The 25,073-nt window shown below is 72.8% G+C and carries 24 protein-coding genes; 13 read left to right on the top strand and 11 right to left on the bottom strand.

Annotated features, from left to right (window positions below):
• Complete coding sequence (locus tag QUG93_RS07185) at positions 1-858, bottom strand: LysR substrate-binding domain-containing protein (protein WP_289473243.1); 858 nt, start codon at positions 856-858, stop codon at positions 1-3.
• A 146-nt stretch (positions 859-1,004) separates the two neighbouring features.
• On the opposite strand from QUG93_RS07185, the gene QUG93_RS07180 reads away from it, so the two are divergent.
• Positions 1,005-2,330 (top strand): MFS transporter, encoded by a 1,326-nt coding sequence (locus QUG93_RS07180; protein WP_289473242.1) that lies wholly within the window; start codon positions 1,005-1,007, stop codon positions 2,328-2,330.
• Positions 2,331-2,482: 152 nt separating this feature from the next.
• Here the strand turns inward: QUG93_RS07180 and QUG93_RS07175 are convergent, their stop codons facing one another.
• The gene (locus QUG93_RS07175) at positions 2,483-3,136 is read right to left on the bottom strand and encodes an NAD(P)-dependent oxidoreductase (protein ID WP_289473241.1); all 654 of its coding nucleotides are present in this window, start codon (positions 3,134-3,136) and stop codon (positions 2,483-2,485) included.
• Positions 3,137-3,226: 90 nt separating this feature from the next.
• Here QUG93_RS07175 and QUG93_RS07170 point away from each other — a divergent pair, with 90 nt between their 5' ends.
• From QUG93_RS07170 to QUG93_RS07160, 3 genes are all read left to right on the top strand, one after another.
• The gene (locus QUG93_RS07170; protein ID WP_289473240.1) at positions 3,227-3,589 is read left to right on the top strand and encodes a winged helix-turn-helix transcriptional regulator; all 363 of its coding nucleotides are present in this window, start codon (positions 3,227-3,229) and stop codon (positions 3,587-3,589) included.
• Positions 3,590-3,669: 80 nt separating this feature from the next.
• Positions 3,670-4,698: an NADPH:quinone reductase gene (locus tag QUG93_RS07165; RefSeq protein WP_289473239.1), complete on the top strand. Its 1,029-nt coding sequence runs from the start codon at positions 3,670-3,672 to the stop codon at positions 4,696-4,698.
• Positions 4,699-4,849: 151 nt separating this feature from the next.
• Positions 4,850-5,722 carry a patatin-like phospholipase family protein gene (locus tag QUG93_RS07160; RefSeq protein WP_289473238.1) on the top strand — a complete coding sequence of 291 codons (873 nt, stop codon included), beginning with the start codon at positions 4,850-4,852 and terminating at the stop codon, positions 5,720-5,722.
• A gap of 113 nt (positions 5,723-5,835) precedes the next feature.
• On the opposite strand, the gene QUG93_RS07155 is transcribed toward QUG93_RS07160, so the two are convergent.
• Complete coding sequence (locus tag QUG93_RS07155; RefSeq protein WP_289473237.1) at positions 5,836-7,029, bottom strand: acyl-CoA dehydrogenase family protein; 1,194 nt, start codon at positions 7,027-7,029, stop codon at positions 5,836-5,838.
• A 63-nt stretch (positions 7,030-7,092) separates the two neighbouring features.
• On the opposite strand from QUG93_RS07155, the gene QUG93_RS07150 reads away from it, so the two are divergent.
• Positions 7,093-7,713, top strand: a complete 621-nt coding sequence (locus QUG93_RS07150) for a QsdR family transcriptional regulator (protein WP_289473236.1) — start codon at positions 7,093-7,095, stop codon at positions 7,711-7,713.
• A 70-nt stretch (positions 7,714-7,783) separates the two neighbouring features.
• Here the strand turns inward: QUG93_RS07150 and QUG93_RS07145 are convergent, their stop codons facing one another.
• The 5 genes from QUG93_RS07145 to QUG93_RS07125 form a co-directional block, all read right to left on the bottom strand.
• Positions 7,784-8,008 carry a cold-shock protein gene (locus QUG93_RS07145; RefSeq protein ID WP_289473235.1) on the bottom strand — a complete coding sequence of 75 codons (225 nt, stop codon included), beginning with the start codon at positions 8,006-8,008 and terminating at the stop codon, positions 7,784-7,786.
• Between the two features lie 32 nt (positions 8,009-8,040).
• Positions 8,041-8,478 carry a VOC family protein gene (locus tag QUG93_RS07140; RefSeq protein WP_289473234.1) on the bottom strand — a complete coding sequence of 146 codons (438 nt, stop codon included), beginning with the start codon at positions 8,476-8,478 and terminating at the stop codon, positions 8,041-8,043.
• A 48-nt stretch (positions 8,479-8,526) separates the two neighbouring features.
• Positions 8,527-9,024, bottom strand: a complete 498-nt coding sequence (locus QUG93_RS07135) for a VOC family protein (RefSeq protein WP_289473233.1) — start codon at positions 9,022-9,024, stop codon at positions 8,527-8,529.
• Complete coding sequence (locus QUG93_RS07130) at positions 9,021-9,176, bottom strand: DUF8730 family Cys-rich protein (protein ID WP_289473232.1); 156 nt, start codon at positions 9,174-9,176, stop codon at positions 9,021-9,023. The genes QUG93_RS07135 and QUG93_RS07130 overlap by 4 nt, the downstream gene beginning before the upstream one ends.
• A gap of 276 nt (positions 9,177-9,452) precedes the next feature.
• The gene (locus tag QUG93_RS07125; RefSeq protein WP_289473231.1) at positions 9,453-12,926 is read right to left on the bottom strand and encodes a proline dehydrogenase family protein; all 3,474 of its coding nucleotides are present in this window, start codon (positions 12,924-12,926) and stop codon (positions 9,453-9,455) included.
• A gap of 81 nt (positions 12,927-13,007) precedes the next feature.
• On the opposite strand from QUG93_RS07125, the gene QUG93_RS07120 reads away from it, so the two are divergent.
• From QUG93_RS07120 to QUG93_RS07100, 5 genes are all read left to right on the top strand, one after another.
• Positions 13,008-13,910: a LysR family transcriptional regulator gene (locus tag QUG93_RS07120; RefSeq protein ID WP_289473230.1), complete on the top strand. Its 903-nt coding sequence runs from the start codon at positions 13,008-13,010 to the stop codon at positions 13,908-13,910.
• A gap of 114 nt (positions 13,911-14,024) precedes the next feature.
• Positions 14,025-15,683, top strand: coding sequence for a Hint domain-containing protein (locus tag QUG93_RS07115; RefSeq protein ID WP_289473229.1), 1,659 nt, complete (start codon positions 14,025-14,027; stop codon positions 15,681-15,683).
• A gap of 239 nt (positions 15,684-15,922) precedes the next feature.
• A complete protein-coding gene (locus QUG93_RS07110) occupies positions 15,923-17,458 on the top strand; it encodes a hypothetical protein (protein ID WP_289473228.1) in 1,536 nt (511 codons plus the stop codon).
• Between the two features lie 228 nt (positions 17,459-17,686).
• Positions 17,687-19,315 carry a putative Ig domain-containing protein gene (locus tag QUG93_RS07105; protein ID WP_289473227.1) on the top strand — a complete coding sequence of 543 codons (1,629 nt, stop codon included), beginning with the start codon at positions 17,687-17,689 and terminating at the stop codon, positions 19,313-19,315.
• Between the two features lie 160 nt (positions 19,316-19,475).
• Positions 19,476-20,108 (top strand): FMN-dependent NADH-azoreductase, encoded by a 633-nt coding sequence (locus QUG93_RS07100; protein ID WP_289473226.1) that lies wholly within the window; start codon positions 19,476-19,478, stop codon positions 20,106-20,108.
• A 61-nt stretch (positions 20,109-20,169) separates the two neighbouring features.
• Here the strand turns inward: QUG93_RS07100 and QUG93_RS07095 are convergent, their stop codons facing one another.
• A complete protein-coding gene (locus tag QUG93_RS07095) occupies positions 20,170-21,213 on the bottom strand; it encodes an MBL fold metallo-hydrolase (RefSeq protein ID WP_289473225.1) in 1,044 nt (347 codons plus the stop codon).
• Between the two features lie 171 nt (positions 21,214-21,384).
• Here QUG93_RS07095 and QUG93_RS07090 point away from each other — a divergent pair, with 171 nt between their 5' ends.
• The 3 genes from QUG93_RS07090 (at position 21,385) to QUG93_RS07080 (ending at position 23,201) form a co-directional block, all read left to right on the top strand.
• On the top strand, positions 21,385-21,855 hold the full coding sequence (locus QUG93_RS07090; RefSeq protein ID WP_289473224.1) for a 6,7-dimethyl-8-ribityllumazine synthase: 471 nt from the start codon (positions 21,385-21,387) through the stop codon (positions 21,853-21,855).
• Between the two features lie 58 nt (positions 21,856-21,913).
• Positions 21,914-22,957 carry an ATP-dependent DNA ligase gene (locus QUG93_RS07085; RefSeq protein WP_289473223.1) on the top strand — a complete coding sequence of 348 codons (1,044 nt, stop codon included), beginning with the start codon at positions 21,914-21,916 and terminating at the stop codon, positions 22,955-22,957.
• A 100-nt stretch (positions 22,958-23,057) separates the two neighbouring features.
• On the top strand, positions 23,058-23,201 hold the full coding sequence (locus QUG93_RS07080; protein WP_289473222.1) for a hypothetical protein: 144 nt from the start codon (positions 23,058-23,060) through the stop codon (positions 23,199-23,201).
• Between the two features lie 84 nt (positions 23,202-23,285).
• On the opposite strand, the gene ligD is transcribed toward QUG93_RS07080, so the two are convergent.
• Both ligD and QUG93_RS07070 read right to left on the bottom strand, forming a co-directional pair.
• On the bottom strand, positions 23,286-24,305 hold the full coding sequence (ligD, locus tag QUG93_RS07075; RefSeq protein ID WP_289473221.1) for a non-homologous end-joining DNA ligase: 1,020 nt from the start codon (positions 24,303-24,305) through the stop codon (positions 23,286-23,288).
• Positions 24,306-24,339: 34 nt separating this feature from the next.
• The gene (locus tag QUG93_RS07070) at positions 24,340-25,017 is read right to left on the bottom strand and encodes a G5 domain-containing protein (protein WP_289473220.1); all 678 of its coding nucleotides are present in this window, start codon (positions 25,015-25,017) and stop codon (positions 24,340-24,342) included.
• Positions 25,018-25,073: the final 56 nt, after the last annotated feature.

Raw genomic sequence — 25,073 nt, 5'->3', positions numbered from 1 at the left:
TCAGACCGCGCGGACGACCCCGCGGGACAGGATGGCGGCGGTCAACGCGTCGATCGGCTCCCGCTGCACGGTCGGGTTCGCGATGAGCACGTAGTCCACGGCGGGCAGCTCGGGCAGCGACAGCCGCTGGGACACCTTGACGAGGTCGGCCGGGATGAGCGAGTGCGGGAAGACCGCCACGCCGATGCCGGCCCGCACCGCCGCCAGCACCCCGTTGACGTCGCGCGTGTTGCAGGTGATGCGCCAGGTGCGGCCCGCTGCCTCGAGGGCGTCGATCGCCATCTGCCGGCTGATGCTCGGCGCCTGGTAGGCGATCAGCGGGACGGGCTCCCCCGCCTCGAGCGCGATCCCGTCCTGCGCCATCCACACCATCTGGTCGGTCGCGACGCGGGTGCCCTCGGCGGACTCCCCCGCGGTCTGCTTGATGAACACGAGGTCGAGCTGCCCCGCGTGCACGCGGCGCAGCAGCGGCGCGGACTGGTTGACCGTCAGCTCGAGGTTGACCTGCGGGTGCAGGCGGCGGAAGTCGCGCAGGATCCGCGGCAGCTGCGTGATGGCGAGGTCGTCGGCCGCACCGAACCGGAGGCGCCCGCGGGTCGCCGCTCCCGAGAAGTAGGCGTCCGCGGTGGCGTGGGCCGCCAGGATCGTCCGCGCGAACCCGGCCATCGCGTCGCCGTTGTCGGTGAGCGCCACGCCGCGGGTGTCACGGGCGACGAGGGTCCGGGACACCGCGGTCTCCAGCCGCCGCACGTGCTGGGAGACCGTCGGCTGGCTGATGCCGAGGCGCTGCCCGGCGGTCGTGAAGCTGCCGGTCTCGGCGACCGCCAGGAACGTCCGGAGCAGGACCGGGTCGAGCACGCTGGGCCTTCCGTCGGATCGAGGTCATTCGACATCGCAATGGAGTGATAGCCACCATAGGGGTGTCGAATGGCCGCGCGCCACGTAGTTTCGGATGGGTACCGAATGTCCGTTGCCCGTCCTCGACGATCCGGAGCCCTCCCACCGTGAGTGCGTCACCGACGACCCTCCCACCGCCCACCGAACCGCTCCCCGTCCAGGCCGACCGGCCGCCGTGGCGGCACACGCTCATCGCCCTGTCGGTGCCGAACTTCCGCCTGTTCACCGCGACCAACCTGGTGGCGATGACCGCCGGGTGGATGCAGCGGATCGCGCAGGACTGGCTCGTCCTCCAGCTCACCGGGTCGGTCGCGCAGGTCGGCATCACCGTGGCGTGCCAGTTCGCGCCGATGCTGCTGTTCGGACTCTGGGGCGGAGTGCTCGTCGACCGGTTCTCGAAGCGCGCGCTGATGATGCTCACGCAGGGTGCCTTCGCCGTGCTCTCGGCGCTGCTCGCGGTGCTCACCCTGACCGGCGTGGTCGAGGCGTGGCACATCTGGGTGATCGCGTTCCTGGTCGGCATGGTCACCGTGATCGACAACCCCGCACGGCAGGTCTTCGTCACCGAGATCGTCGGCCACCAGCACCTGCGCAACGCCATCAGCGTCAACTCGAGCGTGTTCCAGCTCGGCGGCATGATCGGTCCCGCGCTGTCGGGAGCCCTGCTCGTCGCGGTCGGCGCCGGGTGGTCGTTCGGGGTGAACGCGGTCGCCTGCGTCGCCGTGGTCGTGACGCTCGGGTTCCTCCGGACCTCGGAGCTGCACCGCACCCCGCCCGCGCCACGGTCGAAGGGCCAGCTCGTCGAGGGGCTGCGCTACGCCGTCCGGAAGCCCACGATCCTGGTGCCCGTCGTCCTCATGGCGTTCTTCTCGGTGTTCGCGCTGACGATGCCGGTGCTGCTGTCGGCCTTCGCGTCCGAGGTGTACGACGTGGGCGCCGGCGGCTACGGCGTCTTCAACTCGGCGGTCGCGGCCGGCGCGCTGGCCGGGGCACTGCTCTCGACCCGTCGGGCGGTGGTCCGGCTCCGGACGATCGTCGGCGGGGTGTTCTGGACCGGGGCGCTGCTCGTGCTGTCCGGCACGGTGCCGGTGATCGCGCCGTTCACGGTCGCCCTCGTCGCCGTGGGCATGTCGCAGCTGCTGTTCATGACCGCGTCGAACTCGCTCGTGCAGCTGTCGTCGAACGTCGCGATCCGCGGGCGCGTGATGTCGCTCTACGTCCTCGTGCTGCTCGGCGGGCAGGCGCTCGGCGGGCCGCTCATGGGGCAGGTCGTCGACCACTTCGGGGCGCACGTCGGCATGGTCGTCGCCGGGGCGGTCCCCGCCGCGGCCGCCGTCGTCGTGGGGCTCGTGCTCGCGCGGCGCGGCGGGCTGCACCTGGCGGTGCGGATGCGGCACCACCTGCCGGTCCCCGCGATCGTCGGGCAGCGGTAGCGCGGCGGCGCGGCGGCGGCGCGGTGCGGCGGCGGTCACCTCTCGCGGAACCAGGTTCCGGACACGACACCGCGCTTCTCCGTGGTGCTGTGTCCGGAACGTGGTTCCGCCGCCGCCGCGCGGCGCGGCCCGTCGCTGCGCGGCGCGGCGCGTCAGTACGCGACGCCGAAGCGCGCGCGGTGGTGCGCCGGGCGCTCGACCTCGTCGACGAACGCGATCGCGAAGTCCTCGCCGGAGATGTCCGAGTTGCCCTCGGCATCGGTGAGCAGCAGGTCGTCCGTGGTGCGGTAGGTGCCCTTCCGCTCGCCGGGGTTGTAGCCACCGAAGGCCGCCGCGGGGCTCACGTAGAACCAGTCGACGTCCCCGGTGTAGGCACCGGAGCGCAGGCCCTCGAGGATCTCGCCGTGGCTCTTCGCCTCACCCGCGAACGCGTCCGGGAAGTCCGGGGTGTCGAACAGCGCCGGGCCGCCCTCGGCGACGAGCAGCGAGCCCGCGCCGCCGACGATGCCGAGTCGCGCACCGGCGGCAGCGGCCGCGTCGACGAAGTGCTGGAAGCGGTCCTTCAGCTCGCTGCCGTCCGCCTGGACCGCGTGCAGCGACACCACCACGACGTCGGCGCCCTTCGTGACGTCCGCGACGAAGGACTCGTCGAAGGCGTCGCCCTGCGCGAGGGTCAGCCCCTCGGCAGCCTCGAGCTTGGAGGTGTCGCGGGCGACGGCGGTGACGGTGATGCCGCGGGACAGGGCCTCGCGGACGATGGCGGAGCCGGCGTACCCGGTGCCGCCGAAGACGACGATGCTGGTCATGGGAGTCCTTTCGTGACTGGTGGGACCGACCGTACCCGCGTTACTCTCTTCTGGGAAGTAGGCACCTTTCGGTGCGTAACGGAGGTCACGGTGTCAGCACTCGAGTACAGCCCCTACGCGGCGGACTGCCCCTCGCGGCAGCTGCTCGACCGCATCGGCGACCGGTGGAGCGTCCTGACGATCGGGTCGCTCGTCGACGGGCCGCAGCGGTACTCGGTGATCGCGAACCGGGTGCAGGGCGTGTCGCAGAAGATGCTCACGCAGACCCTCCGGGCGCTCGAACGCGACGGACTGGTGACGCGCACGGTCTACCCCGAGATCCCGCCGCGGGTCGAGTACGAGCTGACCGACCGTGGCCGCTCGCTCCGCGCGGTGCTCGAGCCGCTCGAGGACTGGGCGACGTCGCACATGGCCGACGTGCAGGACAGCCGCGAGGCCTACGACGCCCGCTGACGGGCCTCGCGACGCGCGCGGCCCGCTCCCGCTGACCGCCACCCGGAAGACCCGACGGCCCCGGGTGGTTGCGTGGAGACATGCGATCGATCGTCTACACGAAGCCCGGTGACAGCAGCGTCCTCGACCTGGTCGAGCGGGAGGTCCCGCAGCCCGGCCCCGGCGAGGTCCGCGTCCGCGTCGTCGTCTCCGGCGTCAACCCCACCGACTGGAAGGCCCGCGCGGGCGGCACCTACGGCGACGGTCTCCCGTTCCCCGAAATCACCCCGAACCAGGACGGCGCCGGCGTGGTCGACGCCGTCGGCGAGGGCGTCGAGGACCTGACCGAGGGCGACCGCGTCTGGCTGTACATGGCCGCCGCGAACCGTCCGACCGGGACCGCGCAGGAGTACACGGTCGTGCCGGCCGAGCGTGCCGTCCGGCTGCCCGAGGGCACGAGCTTCGACGTCGGCGCCTCGCTCGGCGTCCCCGCCATGACCGCCCACCGTGCGCTGACCACGCACGAGGACGGCCCGAGCCGACTCACCCCGGGGGCGCTCGAGGGCCGCACGGTCCTGGTCGCCGGCGGCGCCGGTGCCGTCGGGCACGCCGCGATCCAGCTCGCCCGCTGGGCCGGCGCCACGGTGGTCAGCACGATCAGCTCCGACGCCAAGGCCGCCCTCGCGACCGCCGCCGGCGCCCACCACACCGTGAACTACCGCGAGGAAGACGCCGCCGCACGCATCCGCGAGATCGCCCCCGACGGCGTGGACATCGTCGTCGAGGTCTCGATCCCGCAGAACGCCCAGCTCGTGGCCGACGTGCTTGCGAACCACGGCGTCGTGTCGATCTACGCGAACAACGGCGGTGACGACGCGACGCTCCCGATCCGTCCGAACATGTCCGTGAACGCGCGCTACCAGTTCCTGCTGCTCTACACGATCGGCGACCAGGCGCTCACCGCGGCCGCCGAGGACGTCACCGCCGCGCTCCGCGACGGTGTCCTGCCGGTGGGCGAGGACGCCGGCCTGCCGCTCGTGCGCTTCGCGCTCGAGGACACAGCGGCGGCCCACGACGCCGTCGAGGGCGACGCGGTCGGCAAGGTCCTGATCGACGTCGCGGCCGAGTAGGTCGTCGGCGGTCCGTCGGGACCGCGTGACGGCCGGACCGGTGGGACGGGGCGACCACCGGTCCGTCGTGACCGGCTGACGGACGGGAGGCGCGTGGCGGGGCCGCGACGCGCCTCCCGTCCGTCCCGTGGTCACCTGGTACACAGGTTCCATGACGGAACCGACCACTCCCCAGCCCGGAACCAGAGCCCTCGTCCTGGGCGGAGGCGGCGTCGCCGGCATCGCGTGGGAGGTCGGCGTGCTCTCGGCCCTGCAGGACGCCGGCGTGGACCTCGATGCGGCCGACCTCGTGGTCGGGACGAGCGCAGGCAGCGTCGTCGGGGCGTTCGTCCGCGCAGGAGCGGTCGAGCACGCGTACGAGCAGCAGCACGCGCCCCTGCCGAGCACCTACGTCGAACCGGACCGGGTCGGCGGCGAGGACTTCCAGCAGCGCGTCGCGCAGGTGCTCGCGGGAGCGACCTCGGAGCAGGACGCCCGCGCTCGGCTCGGCGTGGTGGCGCAGCAGGTCGTCACCGGGCAGACCGACGACGAGCGCGTCGCGACCTTCGCGGAGACGCTGCCGTCCGCCGAGTGGCCCGAGAAGCCGCTCGCGCTGACCACGATCGACGCACAGGACGGGACCTTCCGGGTGCTCACCGCCGCGTCCGGGGTCCCGCTGACCCGGGCCGTCGCCGCGAGCTGCTCGGTGCCGTTCGTGTGGTCCCCCGTCCGCATCGACGGCGTGCCGCACTACGACGGCGGCCTCCGTTCGGCGACGAACGCCGACGTCGCGGCCGGGTACGAGCGCGTGCTCGTCGTGGCCTGCGGGCCGGAGGGACCGTCGCCGCTCGGGCCGTGGCTCGACCTGGCGGTCGAGTCACTGCGGGCCGGCGGCAGCTCGGTCGAGACCGTCGTCGCCGACAGCGGCGCGCAGCACGCCTTCGGGGAGAACTCCCTGTCGCTGTCGACGCAGGCACCGTCGGCGACGGAGGGGCGGCGTCAGGGCGAGGCGGTCGCGGAGGCGATCGCCGCGTTCTGGGCCTGAGGGCGAGGCTCGCTGGCGGTCGGGCGTGGAGTGGCCGGTGCCACGTGTCCGCGACACCACGCGTCCGCGACACCGCGCGCGTCGATCGACGCGCGCAGTGTCGCGGGACCGCGTCAGACGAACGCGGCCTCGCCGGTGATCGCGCGCCCGACGATGAGCGTGTTCACCTCGCGCGTGCCCTCGTACGAGTAGATCGCCTCGGCGTCGGAGAAGAACCGCGCGACGCCCTTGTCGAGCACGATACCGTTGCCGCCCTGCACCTCGCGGCACCAGCCGACCGTCTCGCGCATCTTCGCGGTCGCGAACGCCTTCGCCATCGCGGAGTGCTCGTCGCCGCCGATCCCCTGGTCCTGCATGGCCGAGGCCTGCGTGCACAGCGCGATCGACGCCGTGATGTTCATCAGCGACCGCACGAGCAGGTCCTGCACCATCTGGTGCGCCGCGATCGGCTTACCGAACTGGATCCGTGTGCGGGCGTAGTCGAGCGCGGCCTCGTAGGCACCGACCGCGATGCCGACGGCCTGCCAGGCGACCTCGGTCCGGGTCAGGCGGAGCACCGCAGCAGTCGTCCGGAACGAGTCGGCACGCTGCAGTCGACGCGACTCGGGCACCCGGACGCCGTCGAGCACGATGTCGGCGTTCTGCACGCTGCGCAGCGCGATCTTGTCCTCGATCTTCGTGGCGGTGAAGCCGGGGGTGTCCGTCGTGACGATGAAGCCCTTGACCTGGTCGTCCGCGACGTCCTTCGCCCAGATCACGACGACGTCGGCGAACGTGGCGTTCCCGATCCAGCGTTTCTCACCGTCGAGGACCCACGAGTCGCCGTCACGACGGGCCGTCGTGCGGAGGCCACGCGCGGAGTCGCTGCCGGACAGCGGCTCGGTCAGCCCGAACGCGCCGACGACCTCGCCGCGGGCCATGCGCGGGAGCCACTCCTGCTGCTGCTCGTCACTGCCGCCGACCGCGATGGAGTTCATCGCCAGGCCGGACTGCACGCCGATGAACGTCGAGACGCCGGCATCCACGCGGCCGAGCTCGAGCGCCGCCCAGCCGCGGTACACGGCGGAGTTCTCGAAGTGCCGCACGAGCGGGATGCCCGGGCCGTACATGCCGAGTTCCGCGAGCGGCTCGATGACCTGCTCCGGGAACTCCGCGCGCGCCCAGTACTGGTCGGCGATCGGCCGCACCTCGGCCTCGAGGTACGCGCGCAGCTCCCCGAGCGACTCGCGCTCCCTGGGCGTGAGCCCTTCTTGGAAGCGGTAGAAGTCGGACTCGAGCAGGGGCGTGTCGGTGATCGACGTTGACATGCCACCAACGATGCATCATTCTCGAAAACGTTGCAATACAGACGGCACCACTCAGGGGGAACGGTGAGGAACGAGTCACTCGGCACGCTCGGATCGACGCTGGTCCCGACCGCGCTCGCGGACAGACTGGAGGCGCACGGCGACTCCCAGCGCGCGTTCCGATCCGCGCGACGCGCCTTCATCGACGGCGCCCGCATCGACATGGGCTCGCTTGCGTCGTCCCTCGGCGTGGACCGCACCTCGCTGTTCCGGTGGGTCGGCAACCGCGACCAGCTGCTGTCCGAGATCCTCTGGTCGCTGGCCGTCCCGACGCTCGACGCCGCCGGACGGGCCGCCGCCCCGTCGGGCGCGGCTCGCATCGTCGACGTGCTCGACCACTTCACGGCGGACCTGATCCGGGCGCCGTACTTCCGTGCCTTCCTGACGCGCGAGCCGAGCCGGGCGCTCCGACTGCTGACGACGACGGAGAGCGACGTGCAGCGGCGGTTCGTCGCCGTGGTCGCGTCCGTCATCAGCACCGAGCAGGAGGCGGGGACGTTCGACCCGGCGCCGCTGTCGGCGGAGGAGCTGGCACGGCTGCTCGTGCGCGTCTCGGAGTCCTTCACGTACGCGGACCTGATCTCGGGCGATGCCCCGGACCCGGATCGCGCGCGAGCGACCTTCGAGTACATCCTGCGGCCGTAGCCGACCGTTCCTCGGCGCCGACAACCCGCCGAGACTCACCGTTCACCTCGAGCGCTCGCGGCACCCCCGGTCAGGCGAACCGGACGTCGTTCGCGCGGAACACGAAGCCGTCCTGTCCGGACGGGTACGGCTCGACGTCGAACCGGACGCGGTCACCGGGACGCAGCGAGAGGTACCCGTCCCCGACGAGGGCGGAGAAGTGCGCGAAGACCTCAGACGCGACGGCATCCGACCGGAGGACACCCCACCCGTCGTCGTCGCTCCACCGGACGCACTCTCCGTCAACCGTCTGCACGCTCGAACCGTACCGCCGGGGACGGGCCGAAGTCAGTTCTGCGCGGCGAGCTCCAGGTTGATGTCGTCCGGGTCCTGGACCGAGAGGATGACCATGCCGGACTCGCCCAGGTCGGTCACCTCGCCGTGCTCGATCCCCGCGGCGTCGAGACGCTCGGCGGCGGCGTGCAGCTCGTCGACGGACCCGACGACGAAGCTGACGTGGTCGAGGCCGACCGTGTCCGGGTCGAAGCGCTGTCCGCTCGGGGCGACCGGGCGGAGGCCGAACAGCTGCTCGCCCACGGGGAAGATCACACCGCCGTAGAGACGCTCGCGATCCTCGCTGATGCCGGGCTCGTCGATGTGCTCGCTGAAGTCCATCGCCGGAGCCGTCCCGAACAGCTGCTCGTAGAAGGCCTTGCTGCGGTGGATGTCGGTGACGGTGACCCGGACGTGTGCGAGGCCGAGGGGCTTGACGATCTGTTCGCTCATGCCGTCGAGCCAACGCCGCCGGGCTGGGCGGCGGCAGGAGTCGTGCGGCTACCGGCCAGCTCGACTCCCCCGCTCGTGTCCAGCGTCGGACGGACGCGGTGCGGCGAGTTCGAGGTTGATGTCGTCCGGGTCCTGCAGGGACAGGATCACCAGACCGAACGGTTCGAGGTCGGTGACCTCGCCGTGCGTGATGCCCGCGGCGTCGAGCCGTTCGACGGCGCGGTGCAGGTCGTCGACCGAGCGGACGCGCAGGCTGAGGTGGTCGAGCCCGACGCGGTCCGGGTCGAACCGGTCACCTGCGGGAGCGACCGGGCGCAGCCCGAGCGTCTGCCCCTGGAAACGGAACGAGCAGCCGCCGTACGTCCGCCAGGGGTCGTCGCGGACGGTCGGGTCGTCGATCTGGTCGCTGAAGTCGCTGCCAGGTGGCATGCCGAACAGCCGCTCGTAGAAGGCCTTGCTGCGGTGGATGTCCGTCACCGTGAGCCGGACGTGCGAGAACCCCTGCGGGTCGATGATGCCGTCGCCCGCGTCGTCCGACGTGCTCACCGGAAGCCGCCGGCGTCGAGGACGTGTCGGGGCAGGCCGTGACCCGAGCAGCGGTCCCGCCGGCGGACACCGCGGAAGACGTCCCGCACGTGGTCGCCGCAACCGGTCCACGAGGTCTTGCCGCACACGGGGCACTGGACGGACTCGCACATGGCCCCGACGCTACGCACGACCGGTGCTGGGCGACTGCCGGCGGGGCACCTCGCCCGCCCGTCGTCCGGAACGCGCACCGCCGGGAGCCGCGACAGCGGCCAGCGTCGGTCGGTCGGTCGATCGGTCGAGGTCGTCGAACCACGAACGCGACGTCGAACCAGCCCCGGGGACTGGTTCGACGTCGCTTCCGTGGCTCGACGGGTGACCGGTGCGCAACCGACCCGCGACCGTCGCGCAGCCGACCGGCGGCGACGTGGCGCCGGACCGCCCCCGCGTCAGATCAGCGCGTCGGTGAGGTGGTTCGGCGTGCCGAAACGGTGCGCCGTGATCGACACCGCCTGCTCGCGGAGGAACGGCAGCAGCTCGATCCGACCGGCCTCGGTGACGGGCTCCCCGTACACCGCGACGTCCGGACGCCCGCCGATGGCAGTGGTGAGCGCAGCGGTGTCGCCGCCGACGAGTCGGACCCGCGTGGACTCCCCCCGAGCGATGCGCTTCGCGAACGCGTCGTCGGACTGCGACTCGGCGACCGAGCGGACGTTCGGCAGGGCGCGGAGCGCGGCAGCGACGGGTGCGGGGAGCGCGGCGACCGATGACACGTGCACCGTCGTTCCCGCACGGACCGAGGCGGCGACGACGCGGACGAGGTCGGCGACGGAAGACTCTTCGGCCGAGGCCAGGCGGACGTGCACGCCCGGGTACGGCAGGTACCGCGCGATGTTCCGCTCGGCGGACAGCGCCGAGACGTCGACCGCTGCACCGAAGAGCGTCGACCACGCGTGCTCGTCGGACGCGGTCGCCCGGTCGAGCGCCTCGGACGAGACGCCCGTGGCGCCGACGAAGGACCGCACCGGCGACGACACCGCGGCACTCGTCGTCGCGGTCGTGGACGACCAGGAACCGAGCCCGAGGAGGTAGTTCAGCCCGCCGGCCTTGGTGCCAGCACCGACTGCCGACTTCTTCCACCCGCCGAACGGCTGGCGGCGGACGATGGCGCCGGTGATGCCGCGGTTGACGTAGAGGTTGCCCGCCTCGATCCGGTCGAGCCAGGTCCCGATCTCGGTGGCGTCGAGCGAGTGCAGGCCCGAGGTCAGACCAAAGTCGACCTCGTTCACGAGGTCGATCGCCTCGTCGAGGGTCTTCGCGGTCATGATGCCGAGGATCGGACCGAAGTACTCGGTGCGGTGGAAGGCGGAGCCACGGCGGACGCCGTCGCGGACACCCGGGCTCCAGAGCTTGCCGGACTCGTCGAGCTGCTTCGGTTCGACTGCCCACGTCTCGCCGGTGCCGAGGGTGGTGAGCCCCTCGAGGAGCTTGCCCGCTGCGGGCTCGATGACCGGGCCCATCTGTGTCGTCGGGTCGGTCGGGTAGCCGACGGTGAGCGAGGACACCGCGTCGAGGAGTTGCGAGCGGAACCGGCGCGAGGTCGCCACCGACCCGACGAGGACCACGAGCGACGCGGCGGAGCACTTCTGCCCGGCGTGCCCGAAGGCCGAGGCGACGACGTCCTTCACCGCGAGGTCGAGGTCGGCCGACGGCGTGACGATGATCGCGTTCTTGCCCGAGGTCTCCGCCAGCAGCGGCAGGTCGGGGCGGAAGGACCGGAAGAGCTCGGCGGTCTCGTACGCCCCGGTGAGGATGACGCGGTCGACCTGCGGCGCGGTGATGAGCTGCTTGCCGAGCTCGTCCTCGGCGACCTGCACGAAGGCGAGGACGTCGGCGGGCGCTCCGGCTGCGTCGAGTGCGGTCTCGATCACCGACGCCAGGACGGCACCACAGCGCTCGGCGGGCGGCGCGGGCTTCAGCACGACGGCGGAACCGGCGGCGAGCGCGGCCAGGGTCGAGCCGGCCGGGATCGCGACCGGGAAGTTCCACGGCGGGGTCACCAGCGTCAGCGCCGCGGGCGTGAAGGCCGCGCCGTCGACCTGGTCGAGCTGGCCGGCGAGTTCCCCGTAGAAGTGCGCGAAGTCGATGGCCTCGGAGACCTCGGGGTCGGCCTGGTCGATGGTCTTGCCCGCCTCGGACGCCATCACCTCTACCAGCGCGGCGCGGTTCGCCTCGAGCGCGTCGCCGATCGCGTGGAGCACGGCGCCGCGTGCCGGACCGGACCACTGCGCCCACGACGCGCCCGCGGCGCGGACGCGGTCGAGGACGGTGGTGAGCTGCGTGTCGGAGGTGAGCCGGGCCTCCTGGACGGCACGCTCGCCCAGCGTCGACGAGGCGACGCGTGACGTGATCGCCGATCCCCACTCGCGGAACGCCGCGACCGACGGGTCGGTGTCCGGGGTGTTGTCGAAGTGGCCGGGGCGGGGGCGCTCGACCGCGGCGTAGCGGTCGGCGACGCGGTGGGACGCAGGGGCGTCGAGGCCCCCAGGCAGCGTCAGCGGCAGGAGGGAGTCGCGGAAGCGCGCCTCTTCGCGGGCGAAGAGCTCGGGCGAGGACGCCAGCGAGAACACCGCGGACATGAAGTTCTCCTGCGACGCGCCTTCTTCGAGGCGACGGATCAGGTACGCGATCGCGACGTCGAACTCGCCCGGGTGGACGACCGGTGTGTAGAGCAGGAGCGAACCGACGGTGCGACGGACGGCCTCGGCCTGTCCCTGCGCCATGCCGAGCAGCATCTCGAACTCGATGCCGTCGCGGACCCCGCGCTCACCCGCGAGGAGCCAGGCGTGCGCCACGTCGAACAGGTTGTGCCCGGCGACACCGACGCGGACGTTCGCGATGCGCTCGGGTGTGAGTGCCCAGTCGAGGACGCGCTTGTAGTTCGTGTCGGAGTCCTGCTTGGTGTGCCAGGTGGCGAGGGGCCACCCGTGCACGGAGGCCTCGACCTGCTCCATGGGCAGGTTCGCACCCTTGACGAGACGGACCTTGATGTCGGCGCCACCGCGGGCACGACGGGCAGCGGACCACTCCTGCAGGTGCTGCATCGCGGCGAGCGCGTCGGGCAGGTACGCCTGCAGGACGATGCCGGCTTCGAGGTCCGTGAACTCGGGCTCGTCGAGGAGCTTCGTGAAGACCGCGATCGTCAGGTCGAGGTCCTTGTACTCCTCCATGTCGAGGTTGATGAACTTGCGCGGGCTGCTCTGCACGGCACGGCGGAACAGCGGGCGGAGCTTGGCGATGATGTCCTCGACCGCGTGATCGAAGGCCCACGGCGAGTGCGGGTGCACGGTCGACGAGACCTTGATCGACACGTAGTCGACGTCGGGACGCGCGAGCAGGCGCTCCGTGCCCTCGAGCCGGCGTGACGCTTCCTTCTCGCCGAGGACGGCCTCGCCGAGCAGGTTGACGTTGAGTCGTACCCCGTCGCGCTTGATCTTCGCGATCGCCGGGCCGAGCTTGGCGTCGGTGGCGTCGACGATCAGGTGCCCGACCATCTCGCGCAGCACGCGACGGGCGATCGGCACGACGACGTTCGGCAGCACGGGCGCCATGCCACCGCCGAGGCGGACGAGACCGCGGAGCGCGGCGGGCAGGAATCCGGGGGCGTCCGGGGCGATCTGCCGGAGCTTCCGGGCGGCGACCCCGAGGTCCTCCGGCCGGACGACGCCGTCGACGAACCCGACCGCGAACGCCAGGCCCTTCGGGTCGGCGAGGACCCCGGCGAGCTGCTTGGCCGAGCCGTCGACCGGGTAGGTCTCGGCCTCGGCCAGCCACTGGCGCACGAGGGCGACGGACTGGTCGGCGAGGGGGTCGGTGGCGCCGGCCCCGGCGTCGGTGACGGGGTGCTCGTGCAGGTCGGTCATGGCATCAGTGTGGAGCCGCCCACCGTGAAGCGGAAGCGACCGTTCCTGATGCATACCGTTCAGCTGCACTATCGTTTCGGCATGCTCGACGTCCGCCGCCTCGTCCTCCTCCGCGAGCTCTCGATCCGCGGCACGGTCGCCGCCGTCGCCGAGGCGATGAACTTCACGCCGTCGGCGGTCTCGCAGCAGCTCGCGGTGCTCGAACGCGAGGCCGGTGTCCCCCTGCTCCGCAAGGCCGGACGACGGCTGCAGCTCACGCCGCAGGCCGAGGTGCTCGTGCAGGCCGCCGGGCACGTGCTCGACGTGCTCGACCACGCTCAGGCGCAGGTCGAGTCCTCGCTGCCGACGGTGCAGGGCCGCGTACGGGTGGCGGTGTTCCAGTCGGCGGCGCTCGCGCTCATGCCGAACGCCCTGCACGAGATGGCCGTCGCGCATCCCGAGGTCCGGATCGAGATGGTGCAGCGCGAGCCGGAGACCGCACTGCACGAGACCTGGGCGCGGGAGTTCGACATGGTCATCGCCGAGCAGTACCCCGCGCACACGGCACCGCACCTGTCCGGGCTCGAGCGGTCCGACCTGACCACCGACGAGGTCCGGCTCGCCCTGCCGCCGGTGGACACGGCGCTGGCGGCGGTGTCCTCGATCGCGGACGCGGAGGCGATGCCGTGGGTCATGGAGCCGCGTGGCACCGCTTCGCGGCACTTCGCCGAGCAGGTCTGCCGGCGGTGGGGGTTCGAGCCGGACGTGCGGTACGAGACCGCCGACCTGCAGACCCAGATCCGGCTCGTCGAGTCGGGCAACGCGGTCAGCCTGATGCCCGACCTGATGTGGACGGGGCGGACCACCACGTGCCGGCTCGTGGACCTGCCCGACCGACCGCGACGGACGATCTTCACGGTGGTGCGGACGGCGGCGTCATCGTCCCCCGCGGTCCGCGAGCTGCGCGCCGCCCTCGAGCGAGCGGCGGCCGACGTCGAGCGGTGACGGACCGTGCACGGTCGTGACCGATCCGTGACCTCCGGCACGTCAGGACCCGCCCCGCGGTGACAACTCGTCAGTGAGGGCACATGCGGTGCCCACGAGAACGAGGGGGACCCCATGAAGCAGTCCTGCAGCTCCACGCTCCGACGCAATGCCGCGATCGGGGCGGCGGTCGCGATCGTCGCGGCGTCGTCGGCGTTCGGCATCGGCGCCACGGCGGCGACCGCGGCGACCGCGGCGACCGCCGACCCGACGTCGAGCGCGAGCAACGGCAACGGCACGGGCACGAGCACGAGCACGGGCTCCGGCACGAGCGCGAACGGTCCCGGGGCGACGGACGGCGCGACCGCGCCGAGCACGACCGCCCCGAGCGCGGCCGCCCCGACACCCGCACCGGCCACCGACACCGACACGACCCCGGCTGCCCCCGCAACGGCCGCGGACACCGACACGGACACCAGCACCGACTCCGGCGCCGGCACCGGCGCCACCCCGGCCGTCGACGGCACGCCCACCCCGGCGACGTCAGCACCGGCGACCCCGGCGACCCCGACCCAGTCCGCCGACCCCGCCGCCGCCACCCCCGTCACGTGGGCCGACCCGTCCTCCGAGCAGGACCCGATCGTCCTCACCGCAACCGCCGGCCAGCCGTTCTCGCACACCTTCGTCGCGCAGGGCGGCGACGGCCCACTCGAGTACCTCTTCGACCCACACAGCAACGAGGACACCGGGTGGGAGTGGAACGAGCAGACCGGTGTCCTGAGCGGCACCCCCACGAGCACGATCACGTCCACGGTGCTGTTCGAGGTCACCGCGACCGACCTGCACCAGAGCGCGGTCCAGTACGTCCGGATCGAGGTCCAGCCCGCCCAGGCGAAGGGCGTCGCCCTGAGCATCGCGCCGCAGGACGGCCGCTTCGTCTGGAGCGTCTACCTGGACGGCGTGGTGCACCAGTCGACGCCCGGCGCCGGGGACGACACGGTCGTGCCGGCCATCCAGGTCCGCGACGGCGAGACGATCTCGTTCTCCGGCCTCGCCGTGGACGAGTACGGCAACCGGGTCACCCCGGGCGAGGACTACCCGCGCTCGACGGGCACGAGCACGAACGCCGCCGACAGCATCGTCTGGGACGACCAGTGGTCGTCGAACCGGGTCACGTTCTCCGGCACCGGCGCCCGGACCGTCACGATCTCCGAGGGCGGCGTCTCGACCTCGGTCCCGATCGAGGTCACGGCCGTACCGGAGGCTGGCTCGGTCGCCGGCTTCGCGATCGGCGTGCTGCCCGGTGACGGCTCGGGCGACCGGTACGGGGTCCTCGACGGCGTCGTCACGCGGTACGCCGCGGACGGCACATCGGAGCGCGTCGACGCGGTCCCGGCTCGGCAGGGCGACCGCGTGCAGGTGCGTGCCCTCGCGGTCGACGCCGAGGGCGACCCGGTCGGCGAGCACAGCGACCTGACCTTCACGAGCAGCGTCGCGAGCGACCGCATCGAGTACGACCCCGAGCAGGCCGCGACCTGGGTCACGTTCGAGCACGCCTCGCCCCACGTGATCACCGTCGCGTTCCAGGGCGTCTCGACAACGATCCCCTTCGAGGTCACCCCGGTCGCGGCACCCGCCGCCACCACGCCGACCGTCGGCTCCTCGACCCCGACGGCCTCGGGTCACCTCGCGTACACCGGCGCCGACGAGTCCGGTCCGCTCGGCTGGGCCCTCGGCCTGCTGGCCGCGGGGGCCGGCCTGCTGGTGCACCGGATCCGCCGCGGTCGCGCCTGACGACGCCGCCACGGGGCGGACGGGAGGCACGGTGCACGCCCGCACCGCGCCTCCCGTCCGTCGCGCCGAGCCACGCTGCGCCGCACGTCCCAGACCTGTGAGAAACCCCAGGTCAGGAAGTAGTTCCCGTTATCCGATCGCAATCGAGATCTCGTACCGGAGCGGTCCTTCCACCCGTACCGTCATCCTCGACGGCGAAGCGCTCGAGCGGTGCCGCGACCATCTTCCAAGGGGAACCCATGCAGCACTCAACCCGCCCGCGCACCTGCCGGGCGGCAGCGATCGCCGTCACCGTCGCCGCCACCACCGCGGTCTCGGTCGTCGGCTCCGGCGCGGTCGCCTCGGCCGCACCGCTCGCGACGCCGGCGGCGGTCAGCACCGCGAGCCCGGCAACCACGACCGACCCGACGTCGACGTCGACCGCCGGTCAGGGCACCACGTCCGGCGGCGCCGCCGGCACGAGCACGACCGGTACCGGCACGACCGCCGGGACCGGCACCAGCACCACCGGGGGCACGACCGACACCGGCACCAGCACCACCGGGGGCACGACCGGCGCGACCCCGTCCGGCACGACGAGCACGACCGGCGGCACCAGTCCGACCGGCGGCACCGGCACCACGGGCACGACCGGCACGACCGGCAGCAGCACCGGCACCACGTCCGGCACGGCCGCCGCTCCCCTCGCCTTCACGGACCCCGGCACCGAGGCCGACCCGGTCGAGCTGACCGCCACGGTCGGCACGCCGTTCAGCCACACCTTCACGACCACCGGCGGCAACGGCACCGTCGCCTACGCGCTCCAGGCGAACCCGCACACCGAGTACTCGGTGAACGTCGAGACGGGTGTCCTGAGCGGCACGCCGACGACGCCCGGCACGATCGACCTGCAGGTCGTCGCCCTGAGCGGCGGCACCCAGGTCACGGATTTCGTCCGCCTGACCGTGGCGCCCTCGCCCCTGCAGTTCACGGAGCCGTCCAGCCCGTCCGCCCCGCTCCGCCTGACGGCCACGGCCGGAACCCCGTTCTCGCACCGGTTCACCGCGACCGGCGGTTCGGGCCCGGTGGCGTACGCGATCCAGGACTCCCCGTCCGAGGACCTGTCCGTCAACGTCGACACCGGCGTCCTGACGAGCACCGCGACCGAGGCACGCACCTACTCGTTCCAGGTCGTCGCCCTGCGCGGCACCGCGACCGCGACGGAGTACGTCCAGCTGACCGTCGAGCCGGGCGCCCCCGTCGGTGTCGTCACGATCGTCGCCGGCGAGAACGCGGACGTGCAGGCCTGGTCGGTCGCACCCGACGGCACGATCGAGCGGTACGACGGCGGCGCAGAGGCGCCGGTGCGCGTGTCGTCGATCCCCGTCGACCAGGGCGGCTCGCTGTCCGTGAGCGGCCTGGCCGTCGACCGGTTCGGGAACCGGACCACGCCGGCCTCGACCGGCTCGCCCGTCCCCCGCTCGACGCTCACCAGCTCGGTGGCCTCGGACGAGATCACCTGGGTGCCCGCGGACTTCGCGTCGAAGATCACCTTCCCGCACGCGTCCGACCACGTGCTGACGATCAGCGAGGGCGGCGCCTCGACGTCGTTCACGGTCGCCGTCCGCCCGGTCGTGGCTCCCGCCGCCACCGTCGCGCACACGACCGGCACCCCGACCACGGGGACGCTGGCGTTCACGGGTGCCGACGAGACGACGCCGATCGCGTGGGCCGTCGGCCTGCTGGCCGCCGGCGCCGCGCTGATGCTCCGTCGGTTCCGTCGCCGTCGCGCCTGACCGGCAGCCTGACCGCGGACGGGAGGCACGGTGCCAGCGGGCACCGAGCCTCCCGTCCGTCGTCGGTGCGGGAGGCCGCAAGCGGACAGCCGGTCCCCCAGGTCGGGTCACATTTCGGTCTCGCAGCCGCGCTGAACGGACGAGCAGCCCTACTATCCGAGCACGCCGTGGATTCACGGCTGATTCTCACGATCCGGCACCCGACCGGACCTGAACCTGGGGGAACCCGTGCGCCGTAGCACCTCCACCGTCCGACGCGCCTGTGCCGTCGGCACGACCATCGCACTCGTCGGCCTCTCGACCGGCCTGGGCATCATGACCGCGACCTCCGCGTCTGCTGCCGAGGCCAGCTCCGCAGCCGTGACCGACGGCGCGACGACCGCTCCGACGTCGTCGAGCACCGGCACGTCGACCGCGGACGCGCCGGGCGCCGCCGCATCGACCTCGAAGACGCCGGACGCTGCGACGCCGGACGCCGAGACGCCGACCGCTCCGGCGCCCGACGTGCCGGCCGCGTCGGGGACGGACGCTCCGGCCACGGGCGAGCCCGCCGCACCGACCACCACCGCGCCGACCACCACCCCGGCGAAGCCCTCCGTCGGCGACGCGATCCGTGGAGCGGCGGATGCTGCGAAGAACGCGGCGCAGGACGCACCGGTCAGCGCGACCGCAGCCGGCCAGACCGCGGAGATCGTCGGCGACGTCTCCTACGGCGGCGTCCTGAACGCCGACGTCGACTTCACCGGCGGCAGCTACGTCTGGACCGACGAGCGTGGGAACGTCCTGTCGACCGACCCGTACTACGAGATCGGCACCGAGGCCGCCGGTCAGCGCGTGACGGTCACGGTCACCGGGCCCGACGGCCAGCTCGCGACGGGCACCACCGAGGACGCCGTCCCGCCCGTCTTCCTCGACACCGACGGCACGCCGCTCTTCGACGGCGACGAGACCTACGTCGAGGCCGTCGCTGGCGAGCGCTTCAGCGCGACCTTCCGTGCCGAGAGCACCCCGGCCGCGACCTACGCGATCGAGTACCTCTCCTCGGACGACGACGACACCTCGACCCTGCCCGCCGGCGTCTCCTTCGACGCCGCGACCGGCACGCTGAGCGGCGTCCTGACCTCGTCGGACGCCTTCGCCCAGTTCATCATCACGGCGACCGCTGGCAACCCGAGCGCCGGAGGCTCCTCGAGCACGCTCTTCGTCGACGTCGACCTGCAGGCCGCCGCGCCGGCCGGCATCCTCGTCGCCGCCATCGACGCCTCGGACCTCGAGGACCCGTCGCTCGACACGAAGACCTGGCTGATCACCCCGGACGGCACGGTGTCGACCGGGACCCTGCTCGACGACCAGTCCGACTACACCCCGGGCGGCCGCATCTCGGTGCCGCAGGGCGGCTCGCTCGTCGTGTACGGCCTGACGGTCGACCGCTTCGGCAACCTCGTCATGCCGGACCTCGACGAGGACACCGGCGACATCACCTGGCCGAGGACGACGGTCACGTCGGACGTCGCGTCCGACGTCGTCGAGGACCTGACCGAGGAGGACAGCCCGTCCATCGCGCGGGTCACCTTCCCGCACGCCTCGACGCACACCCTGACCGTGTCGAGCGCCGGCGTGCCGAGCACCTCGTTCGCCGTCGAGGTCGTCCCGACCGCCGCGGCGGCGCCGACCACGCCCGTCGCCCTGACCCCGGCGGCCCCGGTCGCCGCTGCCGCCCCGGTGCGCCAGACCGGTCGCCTCGCCTACACGGGTGCCGACGAGTCCGCGCCGATCGCGTGGGCCCTCGGCCTGCTCGTCGCCGGTGCCGGCCTGATCGGCGCACGCACGCTGCGCCGCCGTCGCGCCCAGCGCTGACCACGCGCCTCCCGTCCGTTCCGACCACGCGGCGGACGGGAGGCACCTCCCGCGGCCCCGCCCCGTCCCTCCCGGCCGTGGCGGGGCCGTTCCGCGCTCACGGCGGACACGGACGACGGAACAACCGCCCGGCGCGGGGTCGCGTCGGTAGCGTGGGCGCATGCCCACACTGCTGCACATCGACTCCTCGGCCGACCTCGCCCACTCGCGCTCCCGGGCCCTGACCGCGGCGTTCGCGGACGCCTGGCGTGCCCGCGGCCCGGAGTACACGGTGGTGCGTCGGGACCTGCACGTCGACCAGCTCCCGCACCTGGAGTCCTCGGCGCTGCACTGGGCAGCGTCGGACCGCACGGCAGAGGAGACCGTCGCCCCCGAGGCCGACGCGCTCCGGCAGGAGGTCATCGACGAACTCCTCGCAGCCGACGCCGTCGTGGTCGGCGCGCCCCTCTACAACTACACCGTGCCGTCGACCCTGAAGGCGTGGATCGACCGCGTGCACGTGCCCGGGGTGCTCGCAGGCGACGTCCAGCCGCTCGCCGGGCGCCCGGTCGTCACCGTCGTCAGCCGCGGCGCGACCTACGACGCCGGCACCCCGACGGAGACCTGGGACCACGGCTCTCCCGTGCTGCACCTGATCCTCGGCACCGCCCTCGGCATGAAGCTCTACCCGGTCACCGTCAGCGCCACGCTGGCCGACCGCATCCCGGACCTCGCGCCGCTCGCCGAGCACGCCGCCGCCGAGTTCACCGACGCCCGGACGACACTGGAACGCCTCGCCGCCACCGTCCTCTGACGGGTCAGGGCCTCGGCGAGCTGGTGGACGCGCTGGGCCGACAGGCCGAGCGCAGGGCCCGTCAGGCGGGGCGGATCTCGTCCGCACGGCCGAGCAGGTCGGCGTGGAAGGCCGTCTGCGCCAGCGCACTCGCGAGCAGGAACCCCGTCATCGAGCCGATGCCGCCGCTGAACGGCACCCGCGACGCGACCTCGAACAGCGTCGGCGACGACAGGGCGTCGAGGGCAGCAGCCACGTGCCGGGTCCGTTCCTCGCGGTGCCGGGCGAGCGTCCGAGCGCGGGTCACGACGTCGCGGAACCGGTACTCGTGTCCGGGGCACACCTCGAGGTCCCCGTACCCCTCGAGCCGGGCGAGCGACGCCAGGTGGTCGGCGAGCGGGTTCGTCGGCGTGCGGCCACCGAGACCGATCCCCGAGTTGATCCGCGGCAGCACGTGGTCACCCGTGAACAGCAGTCCGTCGGCGGCGTCGACGAAGCACAGGTGGCCCGCGGTGTGCCCCGGCGTCCACAGCGCGCGGAGCTCGCGCCCTGCGACCGGCACCACGTCGCCGTCGTCGAGCAGCAGGTCGGCGACCGGTTCCGACACCCGTCCGAGGCCGATCCGACGCCCGCTCCCCCAGGCGGCGACGACGCCGGCGCGGAGTTCGTCGGGCACGCCCCACGTCGCGATCTCCGCGTCGGTAGCGGCCGCGTCCGATCGCTCGCGGTGCAGCGCCTCGACCTCGAGCCGGTGCATCGCGACGCGGGCACCGCTCGCACGCCGGAGCGCCCCGGCCGCACCGAGGTGGTCCGCGTGCAGGTGGGTGACCACGACCAGCCCGACGTCGTCGAGCGTTCGGCCGAACGCCGCGAGGCCGGCGCGGAGCAACCCGAGGTCGTCGCCGTCCGCCCAGCCAGGGTCGACGACGGTGAGCGTGCCGTCGGATCCCTCGAGCACGTAGACGAGCGTCGCGTCGGGCACCCCGCCACGGAACGGCACCGCGAGCGACCACACGCCGGGGCGCACCTGCTCGACGGGTGGCAGGACGCCGTCGCGGAGTGCGGCGGCCTGGACGGAGCTGATCGGTTCCGGAGCGGGCGCTGCCGGCGGGGGCGCGGTCGTCACGCCACCACCCTAGGTCGCGAGCAGGGCACTCGCCGACCGACCTCCTCCGAGCGGGTGATCCCGCCTCGGCGGATCATCCGGACGGACGTGTCGCGGACCCGTTCGGATCGCCGACCCTGGCCTGGCCGATCGCACTCGACGGCCGGACCAGACACACGGAAGGCACGCACCATGACCGCTCAGACCGACCACGCCCACGCCCACGAGGACCTCCCGGCGATCGACGTCATCGTCGCCGACGCGAACCGCTGGGCGACCGACCAGCTGCTCGCTCGCGCGACGGCCGTCCTCGAGCCCTCGACGGAACGCGTCCTCCGCTTGTCCCGGGTACCCGGGTGCTTCGAACTCCCGGTCGCTTGCCGGTGGGCGCTGGAGGCCGGATCCCGCGGCATCGTCGTGCTCGGCGCGGTCATCAGCGACGGGACCGCGCACGGCGCGCAACTGGCAGACGCCGTGACGACGTCCCTCGCCGTGATGAGTGGCGAGACCGGGGTGCCCATCGCCTTCGGTGTCCTCACGGTCGACACCCCGGACGAGGCGCTCGACCGCATCGGGACCCCGCAGTCGCGCTGGGACAAGGGCAGGGACGCGGCGCTGGCCCTCGAAGCCATGCTCGAGAACTCGCCGCGCACCGCTTGCTGAACGAGACCGGTGCCGGGTCGTCCCCGGCACCGGCCCGTCCGACGAGTAGACAGGGCGCATGCAGATCGCACCGATGCTCGCCAAGGCCGTCGCCACCGTCCCCGAGCCCGACAGCGTCCGGGGCGGTCTGCGGTACGAGCCGAAGTGGGACGGCTTCCGCGGGATCGTGACGATCGACGGCGACGACGTCGAGATCGGCAGCCGCGGCGCGAAGCCCCTCACGCGCTACTTCCCCGAGCTCGTCGAGGCCTTCCGGGCGCAGTTCGGCGGACGCGACCACCCGGTCGTCCTCGACGGTGAGGTGGTGCTCCGCTCCGGTGATCCCGGCGCCGAGCGGCTCGACTGGGAGGCCCTGTCGCAGCGCATCCACCCCGCGGAGTCCCGCATCCGCAAGCTCAGCGTCGAGACGCCCGCGCAGTTCGTCGCGTTCGACCTGCTCGCCGTCGACGGACAGGAGCTCGTGGACCGGCCGTTCGACGAGCGGCGCTCGCGCCTGGAGTCGCTCGCGACGGAGCTGACGGACCCACTGTTCGTCACCCGGACGACCCTCGACGTCGACCTCGCCCGCGAGTGGCTGACGACCTTCGAGGGAGCGGGCCTCGACGGCGTCGTCGCGAAGCCCCGCGCGAAGCCGTACGAACCGAACAAGCGCACGATGCTCAAGGTCAAGCACCACCGCACCGCGGACGTCGTCGCGATCGGGTACCGCGTGCACAAGAGCGGTACCGGGGTCGGGTCGCTGCTCGTCGGGCTGTACGACGACGACGGCGAGCTCCGGCAGGTCGGCGGGGTCTCCGCCTTCTCGGACAGGCGGCGGGTCGAGTTGGTCGCGGAGCTCGAGCCCGTCGTGCTCCGCGATGCGGACGGGAGGCCCGTCACCGGTGACGGGGAACGGTCGCGCTTCTCGTCGGGTCGGGACACGTCGTTCGTCCGGCTGTCGCCGGACCGGGTGCTCGAGGTCCGGTACGACCAGATGGAGGGCGACCGCTTCCGCCACACCGTGCAGTTCGAGCGCTGGCGGCCTGACCGCGACGCTCGATCGTGCGGGTTCGAGCAGCTCGATGTCCCCTCTGCGTACGACCTGCGGGAGGTGCTCTCGTAGCGCTTGCACTCCCCTGGTCTCGTCAATATGCTCGCAGTAGTTAGGCTAACTAGTGACTTGGGAACGGGGTTCCCGATCACGGTGGAGACGGGAGCGGGACATGATCATCGACGGCATCAGCGACGCCAACCGAGGCACCCGGTCCCGCCTGACACGCCTGCACACGGCGAGCGTCACACTGCCGATGCACACCAGCCGCGTGGCGAAGCCCGAGCACCGCGCCGAGGACGTCGCCGCAGCCTGATCGGCTCCGGCTCCGGCTCGGCCGCGCCGGGGTGCAGCCCCTCCGTGCCGCGTCGCGTGGCAGGCCTGCCCGGTGCGCGGCGGGTCAGGGCTTCCTGGCACGCGAGGGCTGCACGCGCGGCGGCTCCCCCGGCATCTTCGGGAAGTCCGGCGGGAACGGCAGCTCGCCCAGCCCGGCGGCCAGGTCGCGCTCCCACCACCCGAGCAGCGGGGCGATGTCGCCCGGCTCGTCGTGCATCGTCTCCCACGGGTCACCGGTGCTCGCGAGCCGCTCGGGCACCGACCGCACCGTGAAGGTCGTCGGGTCGGCACCGTCCAGTTCGTCCCACGCGATCGGCGTCGAGACGCTGGCGTGCGGCAGGGCACGTGGGCTGTACGCGCCGGCCATCGTCCGGTCGCGGTTCGCCTGGTTGAAGTCGACGAAGACCCGCTGCCCCCGCTCCTCCTTCCACCATGCGGTGGTCACCTGCTCCGGCATCCGCCGTTCGAGCTCCCGTGCGGCGGCGATCACCGCATGCCGCACGTCGAGGAACTCGTGCTCGGGCCGGATCGGAGCGAACACGTGCAGTCCGCGGTTGCCACTCGTCTTGATCCAGGCCGTGAGCCCGGCCTCGGCGAGCACCTTCCGGAGCTCGTGGGCGATCGGCACGGTCTCGCGGAAGTCCGTACCCGGTTGCGGGTCGAGGTCGATGCGGAGCTGGTCCGGGTGGTCGGGGTCGCCGGCGCGCGACGCCCACGGGTGGAACACGACCGTGTTCATCTGCGCCGCCCACACCGCCACCGCCGGCTCGTCGATCACCAGCTGCGGGTGCGAGCGAGCGCTCGGGTAGGTCACGACGACGTCGCGCACGTAGTCGGGAGCGCCCTTCGGTGGGTTCTTCGAGAAGAACGACTCGCCGTCGATGCCCGACCCGAACCGCTGCAGCGAGATCGGCCGGTCGCCGTTCGCCCGGACGAAGGGCTCCCCCACGGCGACCAGGTACTCGGCGAGCTCGAGCTTCGTGATGCCGACCTCGGGGAAGAGCACCCGCGACGGGCTGCTGATCCGGAGCTCCCGGTCGCCGTCCGGGCCCGGAACCGTCAGCGTCGTCGCCTCGCTCGCCATGCTGCGGACCGTACACGGACCCCGCCGGCACAGGTCACATCGTGTTCCAGTGGAGGTCGCCGTTCTTGTCCGGACCGTGACCGCCGCACCGGTACGACTTGCCCGTCGCCGCCTGTGCGACCGCGCCTGCCTGGGACGGCGAGCAGTACGCACCGGGTCGGATCACGTCCTGCGCCGGAACCTGCTGCGCGGGTGCCGGCGCGGCGGGCTCCTGCTGCGCGGGTGCCGCCGGGGCGGGCGCCGCCGGGGCGGGAGCCACGTACGAGCCGATCGCGGTCACCTCGGCAACGGGTGTCTTCGTGACCTCCTTGCCCACCTCGACGCGGTCGGTCTCCACACCGTCCGTCGTCGTCACGCGCCAGGTGGTCGTCTCGACGCCGTCGACCCCGGCCGTCGTGACCTTCATCTGGCCCTTCGGCAGCGCCGGGTCGTCGACGGTCGTCCGGTCGAACGGCACCGGGGCATCCGACGTCACCTCGGTCACCTCGACGACCGGCGTGGGGGTCGGGGTCGGGGTCGGCGTGCGGGCGGCCTTCGGCGCGGTGGTCGGGTCCGCGGCGGTCGAGACCGCAGCGGGACGGGTGTCCCCGGTACTCGCGGCGACCGACCCGACGAGCGCGCCGGCGGATCCGACTCCCCCGAGCCACACCACCGCTGCCACGGCGACCACGATGGTCGCCTTCGTCTTCGTCTTGAGCGCTGCCCACCGCATGTCGTTCGCCCCTTCTGGCTGTCCGACGAAGAGGATGACGACCTCTCATGGTCAGG

The organism is Curtobacterium caseinilyticum, from assembly GCF_030363035.1.
Taxonomy (GTDB): domain Bacteria; phylum Actinomycetota; class Actinomycetes; order Actinomycetales; family Microbacteriaceae; genus Curtobacterium; species Curtobacterium caseinilyticum.
The sequence above is the reverse complement of the archived record's forward strand: the minus strand, read 5'-3'. Positions and strand labels throughout refer to the sequence as shown.